A 19383-nucleotide genomic window follows, 5' to 3' on the forward strand; every position below is an offset into this window, starting at 1 on the left:
GACCTCATGCGATGGAGACCACCGGGCCGCCGGCCCGTGACCGGCGCGGTCGTCGCCGGACTCCTGACAGCCGGCCTGCTGACGCCGGCCTTCGCCTCCCCCACCCACGCGGCCGTCGCCGCGGCCGACGTCAACCTCGCCCTCGGCCGCCCCGCCACCGCGGGCGGCGCGCACGCCGAGTACCCCGCCCGCAACCTCACCGACGGTGTCCAGGCCACCTACTGGGAGGGCCCGGCGGGGTCCTTCCCGCAGTGGGCGCAGGTCGACCTCGGCGCGGCCCGCGAGGTGGACCGGGTGGTGCTCAAGCTCCCGACCGGCTGGGGCAGCCGCAACGAGACCCTGTCCGTGCAGGGCAGCACCGACGGCTCCGGTTTCAGCACCCTCGCGGCCTCGGCAGTCCGGGTGTTCGACCCGGCGCAGGCCAACACGGTGTCCGTCGCCCTCGCCGCCCCCGCCGACGTGCGGTACGTCCGCGTCAACGTGTCCGGCAACACCGGCTGGAACGCCGCGCAGCTCTCCGAACTGGAGGTCTACGGCGAGGACGGCGGCACCGACCCGGGCGACCCGCCGCCGGCCGGCACCAACCTCGCCCGCAACAAGCCGGTCGAGGCCACCTCCTCCGTGCACACCTATGTGGCGGCCAACGCCACCGACGACTCCACCGCCACCTACTGGGAGGCGGCCGGGCATCCCTCGGACCTCACCGTGAAGCTGGGCGCCGACGCCGATGTGACCGGTGTGGTCGTCAAGCTCAACCCCGACCCGGTGTGGGCGGCCCGCACCCAGACCTTCCAGGTCCTGGGCCGTCAGCAGTCGGCGAGCGGCTTCACCTCGCTGGCCGCCGCGAAGTCGTACTCCTTCAGCCCGGCGAGCGGCAACACGGTGACCGTCCCGGTCAGCGGCCGCTGGTCCGACGTACGGCTGCACTTCACCGCCAACTCCGGTGCCCCCGGCGGTCAGGTGGCCGAGTTCCAGGTCGTCGGCACCGCCGCGCCCGCCCCCGATCTGACGGTCACCACCCTGGACTGGACGCCCGCGGCGCCCAGCGAGCGGGACGCGGTCACCGTCAAGGCCGGGGTGCGCAACGCGGGCACCGCGCGGTCCGCCGCCACCACCGTCGACGTCAGTGTGGAGGGCACGGTCGCCGGCAGCGCCGCCGTCCCCGCGCTGGACCCGGGCGCCTCCGCGACCGTGGACATCGCCACCGGCACCCGTCCGGCGGGCAGTTACGGAGTGTCGGCCGTCGTCGATCCCCGCAACACCGTCGCCGAGCTGGACGACACCAACAACAGCCGCACCGCCGCGAACAGACTGGTCGTCAGCCAGGCGCCAGGACCCGACCTGGAGGTGCGCTCGATCACCACGAGCCCGGCCAACCCGGCCGTCGGGCAGGCCGTCTCCTTCACCGTCGCCGTGCACAACCGGGGCACCAGCGCCGCCCCGGCGGGCTCGGTGACCCGCCTCCAGGCCGGCTCGACCACGCTCAACGGCACCACCGGCCAGGTGGCCCCCGACGCCACCGTGAACGTGGCGATCGCCGGGACCTGGACGGCCACCGCGGGCGGGGCCACCCTCACCGCGACCGCCGACGCCACCGGGGTCGTCGCGGAGACCAACGAGAACAACAACGTGTTCACCCGGTCCCTGGTGGTCGGACGCGGCGCCGCTGTGCCGTACACCGAGTACGAGGCGGAGGACGGCCGTTACACCGGCACCCTCCTCACCACCGACGCGAAGCGCACCTTCGGGCACACCAATTTCGCCACCGAGTCCTCAGGCCGCAAATCGGTCCGGCTCACCTCCACCGGCCAGTACGTGGAGTTCACCTCCACGAACGCGGCCAACTCCGTCGTCGTGCGCAACTCCGTCCCGGACTCCGCGTCCGGCGGCGGCGCGGACGCCACCGTCAGCCTGTACGCCGACGGCACGTTCGTGCAGAAGCTGACCCTGTCCTCCAAGCACAGTTGGCTGTACGGCAGTACCGACGACCCCGAGGGGCTGACCAACCGGCCCGGCGGTGACGCGCGGCGCCTGTTCGACGAGTCCCACGCGCTGCTCTCCCGGAGCTACCCGGCGGGCACCGTGTTCCGCATCCAGCGCGACGCCAACGACTCGGCCGCCTTCCAGATCATCGACCTGATCGACCTGGAGCAGGTGGCGCCCCCGGCCCAGAAGCCGGCCAACTGCGCCTCCATCACCGAGTACGGCGCCGTCCCCAACGACGGGATCGACGACACCGACGCCATCCAGCGGGCGGTCACCGCCGACCAGAACGGCCAGATCTCCTGTGTCTGGATTCCGGCCGGACAGTGGCGCCAGGAGCAGAAGATCCTCACCGACGACCCGCTGGACCGGGGCCAGTTCAACCAGGTGGGCATCCGGGACGTCACGATCCGCGGCGCGGGCATGTGGCACTCCCAGCTCTACACCCTGACCCCGCCGCACCAGGCGGGCGGCATCAACCACCCGCACGAGGGCAACTTCGGGTTCGACATCGACTCCAACACCCAGATCTCCGACATCGCCATCTTCGGCTCGGGCACCATCCGCGGCGGCGACGGCAACGCCGAGGGCGGCGTCGGCCTCAACGGCCGCTTCGGCAAGGGCACGAAGATCACCAACGTGTGGATCGAGCACGCCAACGTGGGTGTCTGGGCGGGCCGCGACTACTCCAACATCCCCGAGCTGTGGGGCCCCGGAGACGGGCTGGAGTTCACCGGCGTCCGTATCCGCAACACCTACGCCGACGGCATCAACTTCGCCAACGGCACCCGCAACTCCACCGTCTACAACTCCTCCTTCCGCAACACCGGCGACGACGCGCTCGCCGTGTGGGCCAGCAAGTACGTGAAGGACACCTCGGTGGACATCGGCCACGACAACCACTTCCGCAACAACACGATCCAACTGCCCTGGCGGGCCAACGGCATCGCGGTGTACGGCGGTTACGGCAACACGATCGAGAACAACGTCGTCGCCGACACCATGAACTATCCGGGCATCATGCTGGCCACCGACCACGATCCGCTGCCCTTCACCGGTCAGACCCTGATCGCGGGCAACGCCCTGCACCGCACGGGCGGCGCGTTCTGGAACGAGGACCAGGAGTTCGGCGCGATCACCCTGTTCGCCCAGGGCCAGGACATCCCGGGCGTCACGATCCGGGACACCGAGATCCTCGACTCGACGTACGACGGCATCCAGTTCAAGACGGGTGGCGGCGCGATGCCGGGCGTGAAGATCACCGACGTCCGCATCGACAGGTCCAACAACGGCTCCGGCATCCTCGCGATGAGCGGCGCCCGCGGCAGCGCCACCCTGTCCGGCGTCACGATCACCAACTCGGCCCAGGGCGACGTCCTGATCGAACCGGGCTCGCAGTTCACCATCACCGGGACGCCGAACGCCCCGACGGGACGGAGGGACGTCTACTGAGCCTCCCTCCCGCTCACGCCCGGTGCCGCTTTCCGGCGGCACCGGGCGTGTCGTGTGCGGGTCAGCCGGTGGCGAGGGTGAAGACGTGCAGGTCCGCGTTGCGCGGCAGCTTCACGCCGGTGATCGTCTTGCCGGTCGGGGCCGTGAACGGGGCGGTGGCGAACACATAGGTGGCCACCGGGTCCTTGTCGGCGCCGGCGACATTGCGGTACGCGCTGCGGGCGACGACCGTGTTGCCGAACTGGACGGTGCCGCCGCCCCCGCCGACGGTCCAGTCGGTGAAGGAGAGGTCGACCGCGCCGGTGCTGCCGTCGGAGTAGGTGACCGTGGCGGTGCCGCGCTGGTTGCCGTTGACCGCGCTGCCGACGAAGGACAGTTTGGTGGTGGCGGGCGGCAGGTCGAGGCTCTGGTCCCCGGCCGCGATGTTGTCGGGCCGTCCGTTCGGCGAGGCGGGCCAGGTGAAGGCCAGGCCCTCCACCGTGCCGTGGCCGCCAGGGGTGAGACCGGCCGCTTCGAGGGCCTGGCGGGAGTAGCTCCAGCCGCCGCCGTCGTAGTCGGCCTCGTCGTGGTCGCCCGTGTCGTCCGAGACACCGGTGTTGTTGTAGGCGGCGAGCAGGGTGCCGGGGGCCGCGACGGTCAGGGCGAGGGGTTGCGCGTACGAGGTGCCGTCGGAGGTCACCGTGACCTTCGCGTCGTAGAAGCCCTGCCGTGCGTCCGCCGCCGCGGTGAGGGTGATCTCCCGGGCGCCGTCGGTCACGGTGCCCTCGGCCGGTGTCGCGGTGAGCCCGTCGGGGGTCTCGACCCGGAAACGCACCTCGGGTCCCGTGCCGCCGCTCAGCGACAGGGCGCGGATCGCGACCTTCGTCGTCTCCCCCGGTGCGAGCGTCGCCGCGGTCGGGCCGACGCCGATCTGGTACGGCTGCTCGCCCGTACGGAAGGAGGGCGGCGCGTCGGCGGGGTCGGTGCCCCAGGTGCGGTCGGGGGTGCCGGAGAGCGTGAAGTCGACCCTGCCGCCGTCCCGGACGAACGACGCCGGCAGCCAAGGGCGGTCGCTGGTACGGCCGTTGACCTTCAGGGAGTGGACGTAGGGCGCGTCGGCGGCGGCGCCGGGCGCGCGGACGGAGATGTCGTTGCCGTCCGGGCGGTCGATCTCGACGCGCGGGAACAGCGGGGAGGCGAGGACGAGTTCGGCCCGGGACGGCACCTGGGGGTACATGCCGAGCGCGGAGAACACGTACCAGGCGGACATCGCGCCGAGGTCGTCGTTGCCCGGGATACCGCCGGGCGCCGTCGACCACAGCCGGGTCATCGCGGCGCGGACGGTCTCCTGCGTCTTGTGGGGCGCGCCCGCATAGGCGTACAGGTAGGGGACGTTGATCGAGGGTTCGTTGTCCATCTCCGACTTGTCGCCGCCGCTGCCGGTGAACGCCCAGTCGCCGTCGGCGTCGTGGAAGAAGGCGTCGAGGCGGGCGACCGCCTCGTCCTTGCCGCCCATCGCCGCGAACAGACCGGCGGGGTTGTGCTGCACCATCCACGTGTACTGGGCCGCGGTGCCCTCGACGAATCCGTTGCCGGTGGCCGGGGTGAAGCCGGTGACCCAGCTTCCGTCGGCCTTGCGGTTGGCGATGTACCCGCCGCCCGGATCGGCGGCGATGTTGAAGTTGTTCTGCCACCACTGGGAACGGCGGGCGAAGTCGTCCGCGGTCCTCTTCTTCCCCGCGGCGGCGGCGAGTTGGGACAGGGCGAAGTCGGCGCCGGACACCTCCAGCGTCTCGGCGGCACCGCCCCAGGCGTTGGAGACGGACGGCATGTAGTGCAGCTTCAGGTACTTGTCGAGAGAAGGCCGCTGGCCGACGGACAGCACAGGCTTGCCCGCCGGTGACAGGTCCTTCTCCGTCGGGACGGTCGCCGCCTTGAGCAGCGAGTCGAGCGCGCCACGCAGATCGAAGTCCGTGCCGCCGAAGGCGTGGATCCCGGCGAGGGCGGGTGCCGAGGGGTCGCCGTTCATGACGTGCGTGCCGCCGGCGCCGTGCAGCCAGCGGTCCCAGATCCCGCCGTTCTGCCGGGCGAGTTCGTACAGCGACTGCGCGATGTCCGACCCGGTGCGCGGGTCGAGCAGGGTGAGGAGCTGCACCTGGTTGCGGTACACGTCCCAGCCGGAGAAGGTGCCGTACTGGGCGCGGTGGCCGCGCGGGACGGTGTGCACCTTGTCGTCGCTGCCCCGGTAGCGGCGGTCGGCGTCGCTGATCACATTCGGATGCAGGAGCGCGTGGTACAGCGCGGTGTAGAAGGTGGTGCGCTCGGCATCGGTGCCGCCGCCGACCCGGACGGCGTCGAGCCGGTCCCGCCAGGCGCGGCGCGCGGCGTCCTTGATCTGGTCGAAGGTGCGGTGGGAGGGGTTCTCCGCCGCCAGATTGGCGGCGGCCCCGGCCTGACTCACGTACGAGATGCCGACCTTGACGTTCACCGGATCTGATCCGGGCGCGAACTCGACGTATCCGCCCGCGCCCTTGCCCGCGACGGGCCGCCCGCCGTTCGCGAAACCGCCGGTGCCGCCGCTCGCCCGGGTGGAGCCCGGGGTCAGCTTGTCGTCCTGCCAGGTGCCGGTGGCCTTGAAGGCGCGGTCGAAACGGGCGGTGAAGTGGAGCGTGTAGTAGGAGCGGCGGCCCTCCGGGTCGAGGTAGCCGCAGAAGTTCCCGGAGGTCACCGAACCCGAGACCGTGCGGGTCGCCGGGTCGATGGTGACCGTCGAATCGGTGGAGCCCACCTCGGAGTTGGCGGTACGGATCAGCAGGGAGGCGGGTTTGCCCTCCGGGTAGGTGAAGCGGGCCGATCCGGTACGGGCCGTCGCCGTGAGGTCGGCGGTGACTCCGGAGGCGAGGCCGACCTTGTAGTGGCCGGGCTCGGCCTTCTCGTCGGCGTGGCTGAAGTCCGAGGCGTAGACGGCGTCCTTGGCGTCGCTCGCGGGCGACGAGGAGACCTCACCGGCGTACGGGAAGAACGGGATGTCGCCGCTGCCGCCCGCGCAGCCGGTGCCGGACATGTGGGTGAGGCTGAATCCGCGGATGCGGGTGGCGTCGTAGTGGTAGCCGCCGGGCGCGGCGGTGCGGGTGGCGTCGCCCCGGGTGTTCTCCGGGCTGAAGGAGAACATGCCGAACGGGGTGACGGCGCCGGGGAAGACGTTGCCGCCGTTCTTGGTGCCGATGAGCGGATCGACGTAGGCGGCGGGGTCGTCGACGAGGCCCGGTGGCGCGGCGGGGGCCGCGAGGGCGGGGGTGGCGCCGACGGCCGCCAGGACGGTGGCCAGCAGTAAGGACACGGGACGGAAACGCATGACGCGGCCCCTCCTCCTTCGGACGGGTCGCGCACCACAGGTCGCACAAGCCGCAGGGACAGTAGCGCCCTTCGTGTCCGCTGGGGAAGAGCGCGTGCGGGTGTCGACTCATCCCCTTGACATCGTTGTCCATCCAGCGGCTAGAGTCATGCCTGTAGAGTCATGTACAGACCAATTGACATCGTTGTCGCACCGGAGTTCGCCACAAGCCACCCTTTGCGGCCGGTAGCCCGCCGACGTCTCTGGGCCTTTCCCCGCGGCCCTCGGCAAGATCTGAAAGAGAGGCCCTAGGCGGCTGCCCGGTCGGCCGTGACCAGCAAGTACTCCCAGTCCATCGCGCCGTCCTCGAGATGCCGTGCGGCCAGGTCCACGAGGGCCGCGTCGAGGGCGGCGACCTTCTCGGGGTCGTCGGCGATCGCACGGTAGACGGCGATCGTCGGGCCGTAGCTGGACTTGAAGAAGTCCCGGAAGTCCTCCGGGCCGGTGAACTGGTCGACGTGCAGCGCCTGTCGGCGGGCGTCGAGTCCGGTCACGCGGTCGCCGAGCAGCGCGCGCACATGCTCCTCGTCGCCCCACAGCGGGGGCGGCTGCGCGCCGGGCGGCGGCGGGGGCGCGTACGGGCGCATGGCGGCGAACATCTGCCCGATGAACCCCTCCGGCGTCCAGTTGATCAGGCCGATCCGCCCGCCCGGCCGGCAGACCCGGACCAGTTCGTCGGCCGCCTGCTGGTGGTGCGGGGCGAACATGACACCGACGCACGACATCACCGTGTCGAAGTCCCCGTCCGCGAACGACAGCGCCTCGGCGTCGCCCTCACGCCACTCCAGCTCGGCACCGCGCTCGTCGGCGAGCTGACGGCCGGCCTCCAGCAGCTCCGGGGTCAGGTCGACGGCGACGACGTCGGCGCCCGCCATCGCGGCGGGGATCGCGGCGTTCCCCGACCCGGCGGCGACATCGAGCACCCGGCTCCCGGGCCGGACCCCGCTGCCCCGCACCAGCTCGGGGCCCAGGGCCGGGATGACGTCCGTGGCGACGGCGGGATAGTCGCCGAGCGCCCACATGGCGCGATGCTTGGCCTTGAGCGCCTGGTCCGCCTTGGCTTGGGTCTGGCCCGCTTCACTCGCCTCGGTCATGACGGGCACCTCCGCTGTCACACCGTATGCGTACGATTCCGAGCGGTGGGACATCCCCTCGGACCGCCGCGCCCGAGCCTCGGCGACTCCGGCGCCATCTATGACTGTCTCATGAGTTGTCGGGGTCTGTCAGGGTTTGGGGGCATCACAGGGAGGGCTCGTGATCATGGCAGAACGTGCGTTTCCGCCCCGTGTGGCGATCGCAGAGCGGGTCGCCTCCGAGGCGGGATTCCAGCAGGGCTGTATCCCGGAAGTGGGCAGATTGCTGCGGCTGGCCGCCGCGTCGAAGCCGCACGGGCTCATCGCGGAGAGCGGCACCGGCGCGGGGGTGGGCACGGCCTGGCTGCACAGCGGGCTCGGCGCGGGCGCCCGCCTGGTCACGGTGGAGCGTGACGAGGAACTGGCCCGTCGGGCGGCCGAGATCTTCGCGGACGACGACCGTGTCAGCGTGCTCACCGGGGACTGGCGGCTGCTTGAGCGGCACGCTCCCTTCGACGTCTTCTTCTGCGACGGCGGCGGCAAGCGCGACGACCCCGGGAGAGTCGTCGAACTACTCGCTCCCGGTGGCCTTCTCGTCCTGGACGACTTCACTCCCTCGCCCCACTGGCCGCCCCGCTTCGGCGGCGAAGTGGACGAGTTGCGGCTCTTCTACCTCACCCACCCCGCCCTGGAAGCCACCGAGGTGCTCACAACGCCGGTCAGTTCAGCGATTGTTGCGGCACGGCGAGCCTGACCGGGGAGGCGGGGGCGGGAAATTCGGTGTTCGATCGTCAGAGCGTGATGATAGGCAGTCGGTGTGACGACCTCCCTTGAGTTTCCCGAGTTGCTTCGCCTCATCGACGAACGGTCCGGCGCCTTCCGCGCCGCGGTCGCCTCCGCGCCCAGTCTCGATGTGCGGGTGCCGAGTTGCCCCGAGTGGACGCTGTTCCGTCTGGTCGAGCATCTCGGGGGCGGGGACCGCTTCTGGGCCGCCGTCGTCGCCGCGGGGCCCGCCGACGCACCCTCGGCCGAGGCCGCGGCCACGCGTGCGACCGTGGACGCGCCGCGGGAACGTGACGCCCTGGTGGCCTGGCTCGCCGACTCGACGCAGGCGCTGCTGGACGCGCTGCGGGAGGCCGGCCCGGAGCGTGGCTGCTGGACGTGGTGGGGTGCGTCGCGGACCCCGCAGCACTCGGGTGGCGTCGCCCGGCATCGCGTCCAGGAGACCGCCGTGCACACCTACGACGCCCAACTCGCCCTGGGCGTACCGCAACCGCTGCCGGAGGCGGCCGCGCTCGACGGTGTGGACGAGTTCCTGAACACGTGCGTCGCGACGACCAGCGCCTGGCCGCACAAGCCCGCGGTCCTCGACTTCCACGCCACCGACGGTGAGGGCCACTCCTGGCGCCTCACCCTCGACGCCGACGGCGCACGGCCCGAGGGAGCCCCGGGCACGGCCGACGTCTCCGTCCACGGCACGGCCAGTGACCTGGTCCTCTTCCTGTACAACCGTGTCCCGGCGACCTCCCTCCGGATCGACGGGGACAGGGGCCTCCTCGACCTCCTCCGCGCCTGGGAACCGGAGGAGTAGGGCGTCATGTCCCTCCAGGCGATCTAGGAGTCGGGCCCGGGAGCAGCGATGCCCGGCCGAGGCGGGCGGCCGTGGGCCGCCGATCGGGACAGCCGGCTGCTGCGCGCGCCCCGCGGGCGGGACAGGACACGGCGTCGTACGTGCCGCCCACGACCGCTACGGCCGCCGTCGTCCGCCGTATGGCCGACGACCGGGGCGATCTGGTCTGGATGCCGGACGGGCGCACGTACTGCTCCGCCATCGTGCGGCACGACATGAGCAGCATGCGGTGCGGTCCACAACTCCCGCCCCCGCAAAGCCCCCTGACACTCACCTCACCCCGCACCCACCCCCCGCCCACCCGGTGACCGAGTGGTGCGCGAGGTCTGGACATGCCTCTGTGAGCGTGTTGTCATACCGCTGTCACAGGATTTCCAACGTTGAAAAGGCTCCCCGACCCCCACGGCGGCCTCTGTACGAGGAAAGGTTCGATGACACGACACGACACCCGCCCCAGAGCCCGGATATGGGCGCTGCTGGCGACGGCGGCCCTGGTCCTTCCCCCGAGCGGGCTGCTTCCGGCGGCGGCCGCGGCCGAGCCGGTGAGCGGCGCGGCGGCGCGGGCCGCAGGTCAGGCCGCCGTCGAGACGCACGGGCTGAAGGGCGAGTACTTCAGCATGTCGGCGCCCGGCGCCCGCGACTTCGACAAGCTCGGCGGCACCCTGCTCGACCCTCAGATCAACTTCTCCGGACTGACCAGCACCTTCGAGGAGTTGACCGGCCGGACGGAGCACACCACCGCCCGCTGGACGGGGCAGATCGAGGCGCCGGCGACCGGTGACTACACCTTCTACGCGATCGGCGACAACGGCTTCCGGCTGTTCATCGACGGGGAACCCGTCATCGACCACTGGGTGGGCGACTGGGACCGGGAGCAGACCAGTGCCCCGGTGCGGCTGACCGCCGGTGAGAAGCACGACTTCCGGCTGGAGCTGTTCCAGGACACCGGCGGCGCCAACATGTTCCTGCGCTGGTCGACGCCGACGCTGGCCAAGCAGATCGTGCCGATGTCGGCGTTCACCCCGCCGGCCGGCTTCGAGGTGTTCCCGGTGGAGCTGACCGTCGCCGAGAACGGCCGTCGGCTGCGCGCCCGGTTCGACGGCAGGGTGGGCCGACTCCAGAGCGGTCTGAAGGACCATCTGAAGGTCGAGGCCGACACCACCGCGCTGCCGATCAAGTCGGTGGCGTCCGTGCCCGGTGACCCCAACTCCCTTTACGTGAACCTCTCGGAGGCGATCCAGAAGAACCAGCTCGTGCGGGTCGCCTACGACGGCACGGGCGCGCTGACGGTCGGCGGAGCGAGCGTGCCGAAGGTCGTCCGGTACGCCGACAACGCCTCCACGCATCGTCTCACCACCGAGTGGGGCGACAAGCTGGACAAGAAGCATCCGCTGCCGGAGTACCCACGTCCGCAGCAGGTGCGGTCCAAGTGGCAGAACCTCAACGGTCCTTGGCAGTTCAGTGCCGCGAAGGCGGGTGAGCAGCCGGTCTTCGGCAAGAAGCTGGACGAGAAGATCATCGTGCCGTTCCCGGTCGAGTCCCAGCTCTCCGGGCTGGAGCGGCACGAGGACCACATGTTCTACCGCAGGACCGTCGACGTCCCGAAGGGCTGGAAGGTCGGCAAGAGCGGTCGGGACAACCGGCTCAAGCTCAACTTTGGCGCCGTCGACTACCAGGCCCGCGTGTATGTCAACGGCACGAAGGTCGCCGAACACACCGGCGGCTACAACGCGTTCAGCGCCGACATCACCGACGCGCTCAAGGGCAGCGGGCCGCAGGAGATCGTCGTCGCCGTCACCGACACCGGTGGCGCCGACCAGCCGATGGGCAAGCAGTCGACCAACCCGGGCGGCATCTTCTACACGCAGACGTCCGGCATCTGGCAGACCGTGTGGATGGAGCCCGTCGCGCCCGCGTCGATCGACGACATCGTCACCACGCCCGACATCGACACCGGCACCCTGGCGGTGACGGTGAACTCCGCGAACGCCTCCCCCGGCGCCCGGGTCGAGGCCGTCGCCCGCGACACGCGCGGCAAGGTCGTCGGCAGGGTCTCCGGAGCGGCCGGCCGGGAACTGAGGCTGCCGGTGGCGAAGCAGCATCTGTGGAGCCCCGACGACCCCTACCTCTACGACCTCGACGTCACGCTCACCGACGGCCGGTCGACCGACGAGGTCGGCAGCTACTTCGGGATGCGCGAGGTCGGCGTCGAGAAGGTCGGCGGCTTCAACAAGCTCGTCCTGAACGGCAAGCCGGTGTTCTCCCTGGCCACGCTCGACCAGGGGTTCTGGCCCGACGGCCTCTACACCGCGCCCAGCGACGAGGCCCTCGCCTTCGATCTGGAGGCGCACAAGAAGCTCGGCTTCAACGCCGTCCGCAAGCACATCAAGGTGGAGCCGGCGCGCTGGTTCTACCACGCGGACCGGCTGGGCCTGCTGGTCTGGCAGGACTTCGTCTCCGGGAACATCACCAACGAGACCGGGCAGAAGGCGTTCGTCGACCAGGGCAAGGAGGTGATGCGGCAGCACCACAACGCGCCCTCCGTCATCGGCTGGATCGTCTTCAACGAGGGCTGGGGCGAGTGGAACCGCGAGGAGACCGGCCGGATCACCGAGTCCGTGAAGACCGCCGACCCGTCCCGCGTCGTCAACGCCCACAGCGGGGTCAACTGCTGCAACTCCAAGGGTGATTCGGGCAAGGGCGACATCATCGACCACCACGACTACAACAACACCGACCCCGCGTTCCCGGACGAGCGCCGGGCGGCCATGGACGGTGAGCACGGCGGATTCGTGCTGCGCACCCCGGGCCACATGTGGCCGGGCGCGCCGACGGTGATCTACAGCGGCGTCAACTCCAAGGAGGAGCTGACCCGCAAGTACGTGGAGAACACCGAGCGGTTCTACCTCGACCAGGCCCGCGCCGAACTGTCGGGATCGGTGTACACGCAGATCACCGACCTGGAGAACGAGCTGAACGGCCTGTACACGTACGACCGTCGGGAGATCAAGGTCGATGCGGCCCAGGTGCGGGCGGTCAACCGGAAGGTGATCGCGGCGGGTGCCGCAGCGGGCCGTGAGGGTCCGCCGCAGGGCGGCGGGCGCTGGACGCTCGACGAGGGCACCGGCACCACCGCGAAGGACTCGGGCCCCAACGCACGGCCCCTGACCCTGCGCGAGGGAGCCTCCTGGACGCCCGGAGTCCGCGGCAGCGCCCTGAAGTTCGACGGCCGCACCCAGTACGCCGAGACCGCCGGACCGGTCCTCGACACCAGCGGCAGCTACTCGGTGGCGGCCTGGGTACGGCTCGACGCCGTCCCCGGCAACTACGCGACGGCGGTCAGCCAGGACTCCCGTGCCACGGCCAACTCGTTCTATCTCCAGTACGGGCACGGGGCGTTCGCCTTCAGCACGCCCGGCGAGCGCCGCGCGCAGGTGACCACGGCGGTGGAGACGGGCCGCTGGTACCACCTGGTCGGGGTGCGCGACGCCGCGACGAACCAGATCCGGCTCTACGTAGACGGCAGGCTCGCGGCGACGACCACCGGCGGCGCGGCCCTGGGCAGCACCGGCGGGCTGACCGTCGGACGCGCCCACTGGGACGGCGCGAACGTCGACTTCTGGAACGGCGCCGTCGACGAGGTGCACGCCGTCGACCGGGTGCTGACCGCCGAGGAGGTGAGCACCCTGTACGGCGCCGAGAAGCCGTAGCCGGCGGAGGCGCAGGCGGACGTACGGCGGTCACGCCCCGGTCGTCATGGTGCCCAGGCCGCGTCCACGGACCATGTGGTGTCCTCGGTGAACAGGGCGGGGTTGTCCCAGGTGTGGGTGCCGCCCGGGGTGGCGAGCCACAACTCGGCGTTGTAGTGGCGCAGATACTGCTCGGGGAAGTTGTACGCCGACAGCCGCACCCCGCCGTTCGCGCCGCGTACGGGGCAGAAGGTGGCGTCGGCGCGGAACAGGTCGCCGCTGCCGGCCTCCTTGTAGACGCGGAAGTCGCGGTGCCGCAGGTACTGGCCGGGGTAGTTGCGCGATTCGAGGCTGTAGCAGGAGCTGTCGGCCAGCCCGGGGACGATCTTCCAGGTGGCGTCGTTCTTCAGCAGCGCGGTGCTGCCGCCGTTGACGACGTCGGTGTAGGCCAGGCCGTCGCGGTGGCGCAGATAGCGGTCGGTGTAACCGGGGGTGGTGACCCTGAGGGACCGGTACTGGTCGACGGGCAGGGTGACAGGGGCCGGGGCGGCCTGGGAGGCGTCGATGAGGGCGCGGTTGGCGGCCCTGACCCGGGCCTCGTCGACCTTGACGATCTGACGGTCGTAGGTGAGCAGGCCGTTGGCCTCGTTCTCCACGTCGGTGATCTCGGTGTAGACGGACGCGGACAGGCCGCGGGGCATGCGTACCTCGCGGATCGCGTCCAGCAGACCGACGAACCGGTTGTTCAGGTGTGCGACGTCGGGCTGGTCCTCGTAGCTGAAGCCGCCGCCGGGGTACCACTCGTGTCCGGCGACCTTGTACCCGAGTCCGCCGAACTCTCCGAGGACGGCGGCCCGGGTGGCACTGGGGACGGTGGTGCCGGGGCCGACGTAGACGTGGTGGTCGACGACGTCGCCGTTGCCGCCGTCGACGGAGCCGCAGCAGTTGACGCCGCTCATGTTGTTCACCAGGCGGGAGGGGTCGTACGCCTTGACCTTCGTGGCGATGCGGGCCTGGTCGTACTGGCCCCAGCCCTCGTTCTGGTTCACCCACATCACCAGGGACGGTGAGCTGCGGTGCTGGTCGATGATGCGGTCGTACTCGGCCTCCCACTGGGTGCGGGCCGCGCTGTCGGGGGTGCGCAGGTCCATGGAGGGCATGTCCTGCCAGACGAGCAGGCCGAGCCGGTCGGCCCAGTAGAACCAGCGCTGCGGTTCGACCTTGATGTGCTTGCGGACCATGTTGAAGCCGAGGTCCTTGTGCTTCTGGAGATCGTGGCGCAGGGCCGCGTCGGTGGGGGCGGTGTAGATGCCGTCGGGCCAGTAACCCTGGTCGAGGGTGCCGGTCTGGAAGACGAACCGGCCGTTGAGGACCGGGCGCAGCAGGCCGTCCACGCGGGCCAGGCCGACGGTGCGCATGCCGGTGTAACTGCCCACGGAATCCACGGTGTTCGCGCCGGAGAGCAGGTCGGCGCGGACGTCGTAGAGGAAGGGGTCGTCGGGGGTCCACAGGCGCGGGCTGGGGACGGGCACGGTGAACTCGGTGCCGACGGGGCCGGTGGCCGTGCCCACGGTGGTGCCGCCGGTGGAGACGGTGACGCGGGCCTGGTGGCCGTTGGTGCCGGTGCCCCGGACGGTCACCTTGAGGCGGTGGTTGGCCGGGTCGGGCACCAGGTCGAGGCGGCCGATGTGGGCGGGCGCGGTCGGCTCCAGCCAGACCGTCTGCCAGATGCCGGAGGCGGCGGTGTAGAAGATGCCGCCGCCGGCGTGCGGGGCGACGTCGCGGATGCGCTGTTTGCCGACGGCCTGGCCGCCGGTCTCGGTGGGGTCCCAGACGGAGACGACCACCGTGTTGGTGCCGCCTCCGACGAGCAGGTCGGTGATGTCGTAGGAGAAGGCGTCGTAGCCGCCGCTGTGGACGGCTCCGGCCTGGCGGTCGTTGACCCAGACGGTCGTACGCCAGTCGCTGGCGCCGAAGTGGAGCTGGACGCGGCGGCCGTTCCAGTTCGACGGGACGGTGAAGGTGCGCTTGTACCAGAGCTTGTCGTTCTGGGTGATCTTGCGCTGGATGCCGGAGAGCGCGGACTCGGCGGCGAAGGGGACGCGGATCTGTTCGGTGAACGAGGCGGGCCGGCCGGCGTCCGCCGAGGTGACGGCGAAGTCCCAGATGCCGTTGAGATTGGCCCAGTCGGGGCGGGTGAGCTGTGGGCGGGGGTATTCGGCGAGCGGGGTGTCGGTGGGGACCTGGTTGGTCCACGGGGTGGTCATCGGGGACGGTTTGGGGGTCCACGCCTGTGCGGCGGATCCGGCCGCGGTCGCGGGACCGGTCGCCGTCAGGGCCGTCGCGGCGGCCAGAACGAGCGCGACGAGCGCGGTGGTGGTCCACCGCGCCCGTCGTCTCAGCCATCCGAACGGCCTTCGTCCTGCGGGTGCTTGGCGCATCGTGCCTCCTTGACTCGTGGGGTGCGGAGACGTACGCGTGCGAGGAGGCGGCCGGGGGGAGGTCCGGCCGCCTCCTGGAACCGGTCGGACGCGGCGGGTTGGTGCGGGGGTCCGCCGTCGTGAGGCCGGGGCCTGTGGGTCACATGAGTTGTCGTCGGCGGCCCAGCCAGGTCTGTGCGATGACGACGACGGCCAGGAAGGCGCCGCTGACGACCTGCTGGTAGGAGGAGTCGAGCGAGCCGATCTGGTTGATGACGTTCTGGATCACCTTGAGCAGCAGCACGCCGACCAGGGAGCCGCTGACGTAGCCGAGTCCGCCGGTCAGCAGGGTGCCGCCGATGACGACGGCGGAGATGGCGTCCAGTTCCATGCCGCTGCCGAGGATGGTCACGCCGGAGGCGAGCCAGGCGGCGTTCAGGGCGCCGGCCAGTCCGGCGAGCAGTCCCGACAGGGCGTAGACGAGGATCTTGGTGCGGGCCACCGGGACGCCCATCAGGGCGGCGGCGTCCTCGTTGCCGCCGACCGCGTACACGTTCTGGCCGAAGCGGGTCCGGCGCAGGGCGACGGCGCCGCCGGCGAACAGGGCCAGGGTGATCCACACCGGGTTGCCGAGGCCGAGGGTGCTGCCCTGGCCGAGTTCGGCGAGGACGGAGCCCTTGCCGATCAGATAGGTGTCGGCGCCCTCGTCGGTGATCGACAGCATCAGCCCGCGCGCGCCGAGCATGGCGGCGAGGGTGACGATGAAGGGCGCGAGGCGGGAGCGGGCGACCAGCAGGCCGTTGACGACGCCGATCAGACCGCAGACGGCGAGCGGCAGCAGCAGCGCGACCAGGGTGCCGTGGCGTGATCCCCAGGCGGCCAGGACGCCGCCGAGGGCGAACAGGGAGCCCACGGACAGGTCGATGCCGCCGGTGATGATGACGAAGGTCATGCCGAGGGCGACGATCGCCAGGAAGGCCGAACTGGTCGCCATGTTGCTGACGTTGTCGCCGGTGGCGAAGGAGTCGAAGGAGAACGACGCGACCAGGGAGACGATCAGCAGGACGGCGAGCGCGCCGTGCTGCTGGACGAGGGCGCTGAGCCGTTCGGAGCGCCCGGAGCCCACCGGGCGGTCCTCCTTGCGCGGTGCGGCGGGGGGTGTGGTCACGGGTGCGTCCGGGTTCGTGGTGGTCATCGCTTCCCCCGTCCCCGCGCCGCGTAGACGGCGGCGACGATCACGACGGCCTGGGCGATCTGGGTCCAGGAGGGCGGCAGATCGTGCTTGATGAGGGTGGCGGTGAGGAGCTGGATGAGGACGGCGCCCGCCACGGTGCCGCCGATGTTGACCCGGCCGCCGGTCAGCGGGGTGCCGCCGACGACGACCGCGGTGATCGCGGACAGTTCCATCAGGTTGCCGAGTGAGGTGGGGTCGCTGGCCTGGAGGCGGGCGGTGGCCAGGACGCCCGCGACCGCGGCGAGCAGCGCGCTGACGACGTACACGACGATCAGGACGCGGCGCACGGGCAGTCCGGCGAGCTGGGCGGCGGGCCGGCTGTCGCCGATGGCGAGGAGCTGGCGGCCGAAGGTGGTGCGGCGCACCACGAAGGCCAGCAGGACGGCCAGGGCGGCGGCGATGAGGATGAGGTAGGGGATGCCGAGGACGTCGCCGGAGCCCAGGGAGGCCAGGGACGGGTTGCGCAGGTCCTTGAGTTGCGGGAGCAGCACCAGGGCGAGGCCGCGGCCGCCGACCATGAGCGCCAGGGTGGCGACGATCGGCTGGACGCCGACGAACGCGACCAGCGCGCCGTTGGCGAGGCCGATCACGGCGGCGAACAGGGCGACCGCCAGCAGGGCGGGCAGCAGTCCGTAGCCGAGGTAGAGGGCGGTGACCGAGGCGGCCAGCGCCATCACGGCGCCCACCGAGAGGTCTACACCCTCGGTGCCGATGACCAGGGCCATGCCCAGGGCGACGATGATGACGGGGGCGACCTGGACGGCCTGGGTGCGGAAGTTCTCGGTGGTCAGGAAGTACGGGGTGATGACGGAGTTGACGAGGAGCAGGGCCGCGACGCCCGCGTAGACGCCGTAGGTCTGGAGCCACTGGAGTATGCGGGCCTTGTCCAGCGGGGCGGTGCGGAGGGTGGCTTCAGCCATCGACGGCCGCCTCCTCCTGGCTCGCGTCGGGCGCGGGGGCGTTCCCGGCGATGGTGCGCATCAGCTTGTCCTCCGTGACGTCGTCGCCGGTGAGTTCGCCGACGACGGCGCCGTCCTTCAGTACGACCACGCGGTCGGACCCTTCGATGAGTTCCTCCAGGTCGGAGGAGATGAGCAGGACGCCCAGGCCGTCGGCGGCCAGTTCGTCCACGAGTTTCTGCACCTCGGCCTTGGCGCCGACGTCGATGCCGCGGGTGGGTTCGTCCAGCAGCAGCACCTTGGGGTTCATGGCGAGCCAGCGGGCGAGCAGCACCTTCTGCTGGTTGCCGCCGGAGAGTTCGCCCACCTTCTGGTGCGGTGAGGACGCCTTGATGCGCAGCCGCTCGATGAAGGTGTCGACGACCCGGTCCACCTGGGCCTCGGAGACCAGGCCGAAGCGGGAGAGGCGGGGCAGTACGGCCAGGGCGATGTTCTCGCGCACCGAGAGGCCGGGGACGATGCCCTCGCTCTTGCGGTCCTCGGGCAGCAGGCTGATGCCGGCGCGGATGGCCGCCGGGGTCGAGCCGGCCCGCAGCGGCACCCCGGCGACCGTGACACCGCCCGAACGGGCGGGCAGGGCACCGGCGATGGTCTTCGCGGTCTCGGTGCGTCCCGAGCCGAGCAGCCCGCCGAGGCCGACGACCTCGCCGGGGCGGATGCTCAGCGAGACGCCGTGCAGTCGGTGAGGGACCGTCAGGTCCGTTGCGGAGAGCACGGGTTCGGTGTCGGCGGCGGCATGGTCGCCGGTGAACTTGGTGAGGCCCTCGGTGCGGACCTCCCCGAGGTCCCGGCCGAGCATCGTGGAGACCAGGGAGAGGCGGTCGAGGTCGGCGAGCCGGCCGTGGTGGACGCGTCGTCCGTCGCGCAGCACGGTGACGGTGCTGCACACGGCGTACAGCTCGTCCAGCCGGTGACTGACGTAGACGACCGCGATCCCGGCGTCCCGCAGCCGCCGGATCACCGCGAACAGGGTCTCGACCTCGCGCGGTTCGAGCGAGGAGGTCGGTTCGTCCATGATGACGATGCGGGCGTCGGTGGCGACGGCGCGGGCCAGGGCGACCATCTGCTGGGCGCCGACCCCGAGGGTGCGCAGCGGCCGGCGGACGTCGACGCGCACCCCGTAGGTGCCGAGGATCTCCTCGGCCTCGCGGTTCATCCGGGCCGTGTCGAGGACGCCGAACCGGGTGCGGGGTTCGCGGCCGAGGAAGAGGTTGCGGGCCACGCTGAGCAGCGGGATGAGGTTGACCTCTTGGTAGATGGTCGAGATCCCGGCCTTCTGGGCCTCCAGCGGGGTGCCGAAGGAGACGGTGCGGCCCTGGAAGACGATCTCTCCGGCGTCGGGCCGGTACACGCCGGTGAGGAGTTTGATGAGGGTCGACTTGCCGGCGCCGTTCTCGCCGATCAGGGCGTGGACCTCACCGGCGTGCAGGGTGAGGTCCACGTCGTCCAGGGCCCGGACGCCGGGGAAGGTCTTGCTCAGTCCGCGGACGGCGAGCACTTCGGCGGGGGGTGCCACCTGTGCCTCCAGGGTGCGTTGCACGAAGGGTGTGCTGGTTGGGGAGGACCGAGG

Annotated in this window: 10 protein-coding genes; 4 read left to right on the forward strand and 6 right to left on the reverse strand. The window is 71.2% G+C overall.

Going from position 1 to position 19383, the window contains the following annotated elements:
* The first annotated feature begins 6 nt into the window (after nt 1–6).
* On the forward strand, nt 7–3435 hold the full coding sequence (locus tag AFM16_RS01590; RefSeq protein WP_078631839.1) for a CARDB domain-containing protein: 3429 nt from the start codon (nt 7–9) through the stop codon (nt 3433–3435).
* A gap of 61 nt (nt 3436–3496) precedes the next feature.
* Here the strand turns inward: AFM16_RS01590 and AFM16_RS01595 are convergent, their stop codons facing one another.
* Together AFM16_RS01595 and AFM16_RS01600 are read right to left on the reverse strand one after the other, a co-directional pair.
* The gene (locus AFM16_RS01595) at nt 3497–6769 is read right to left on the reverse strand and encodes a GH92 family glycosyl hydrolase (RefSeq protein WP_078631841.1); all 3273 of its coding nucleotides are present in this window, start codon (nt 6767–6769) and stop codon (nt 3497–3499) included.
* Between the two features lie 287 nt (nt 6770–7056).
* Nucleotides 7057–7902 (reverse strand): class I SAM-dependent methyltransferase, encoded by an 846-nt coding sequence (locus AFM16_RS01600; protein WP_078631842.1) that lies wholly within the window; start codon nt 7900–7902, stop codon nt 7057–7059.
* A 160-nt stretch (nt 7903–8062) separates the two neighbouring features.
* On the opposite strand from AFM16_RS01600, the gene AFM16_RS01605 reads away from it, so the two are divergent.
* From AFM16_RS01605 to AFM16_RS01615, 3 genes are all read left to right on the forward strand, one after another.
* Nucleotides 8063–8635, forward strand: coding sequence for an O-methyltransferase (locus AFM16_RS01605; RefSeq protein ID WP_245177599.1), 573 nt, complete (start codon nt 8063–8065; stop codon nt 8633–8635).
* Nucleotides 8636–8698: 63 nt separating this feature from the next.
* Nucleotides 8699–9472: a maleylpyruvate isomerase family mycothiol-dependent enzyme gene (locus AFM16_RS01610; protein ID WP_078631844.1), complete on the forward strand. Its 774-nt coding sequence runs from the start codon at nt 8699–8701 to the stop codon at nt 9470–9472.
* 470 nt (nt 9473–9942) lie between these two features.
* The gene (locus AFM16_RS01615) at nt 9943–13221 is read left to right on the forward strand and encodes a LamG-like jellyroll fold domain-containing protein (protein ID WP_078631846.1); all 3279 of its coding nucleotides are present in this window, start codon (nt 9943–9945) and stop codon (nt 13219–13221) included.
* 44 nt (nt 13222–13265) lie between these two features.
* Here the strand turns inward: AFM16_RS01615 and AFM16_RS01620 are convergent, their stop codons facing one another.
* The 4 genes from AFM16_RS01620 to AFM16_RS01635 all read right to left on the reverse strand — a co-directional run bounded on the left by AFM16_RS01620 (nt 13266) and on the right by AFM16_RS01635 (nt 19329).
* Nucleotides 13266–15641, reverse strand: coding sequence for an AbfB domain-containing protein (locus tag AFM16_RS01620; protein WP_078631848.1), 2376 nt, complete (start codon nt 15639–15641; stop codon nt 13266–13268).
* 139 nt (nt 15642–15780) lie between these two features.
* On the reverse strand, nt 15781–16815 hold the full coding sequence (locus AFM16_RS01625; protein ID WP_030780698.1) for an ABC transporter permease: 1035 nt from the start codon (nt 16813–16815) through the stop codon (nt 15781–15783).
* Nucleotides 16812–17774 carry an ABC transporter permease gene (locus AFM16_RS01630; protein ID WP_030780702.1) on the reverse strand — a complete coding sequence of 321 codons (963 nt, stop codon included), beginning with the start codon at nt 17772–17774 and terminating at the stop codon, nt 16812–16814. The genes AFM16_RS01625 and AFM16_RS01630 overlap by 4 nt, the downstream gene beginning before the upstream one ends.
* Entirely contained in the window at nt 17767–19329 is a 1563-nt protein-coding gene (locus tag AFM16_RS01635; protein ID WP_030780705.1) for a sugar ABC transporter ATP-binding protein, read from the reverse strand. Before AFM16_RS01635 ends, AFM16_RS01630 begins: the two co-directional genes overlap by 8 nt.
* Nucleotides 19330–19383: the final 54 nt, after the last annotated feature.

It is taken from the genome of Streptomyces antibioticus (assembly GCF_002019855.1).
Classification (GTDB): domain Bacteria; phylum Actinomycetota; class Actinomycetes; order Streptomycetales; family Streptomycetaceae; genus Streptomyces; species Streptomyces antibioticus_B.

Coding starts and splice junctions, on each gene's coding strand:
- AFM16_RS01590 (WP_078631839.1), top strand. CDS start 7: ATGCGATGGAGACCACCGGGCCGCCGGCCCGTGACCGGCGCGGTCGTC.
- AFM16_RS01595 (WP_078631841.1), bottom strand. CDS start 6,769: ATGCGTTTCCGTCCCGTGTCCTTACTGCTGGCCACCGTCCTGGCGGCC.
- AFM16_RS01620 (WP_078631848.1), bottom strand. CDS start 15,641: ATGCGCCAAGCACCCGCAGGACGAAGGCCGTTCGGATGGCTGAGACGA.
- AFM16_RS01600 (WP_078631842.1), bottom strand. CDS start 7,902: ATGACCGAGGCGAGTGAAGCGGGCCAGACCCAAGCCAAGGCGGACCAG.
- AFM16_RS01615 (WP_078631846.1), top strand. CDS start 9,943: ATGACACGACACGACACCCGCCCCAGAGCCCGGATATGGGCGCTGCTG.
- AFM16_RS01630 (WP_030780702.1), bottom strand. CDS start 17,774: ATGGCTGAAGCCACCCTCCGCACCGCCCCGCTGGACAAGGCCCGCATA.
- AFM16_RS01625 (WP_030780698.1), bottom strand. CDS start 16,815: ATGACCACCACGAACCCGGACGCACCCGTGACCACACCCCCCGCCGCA.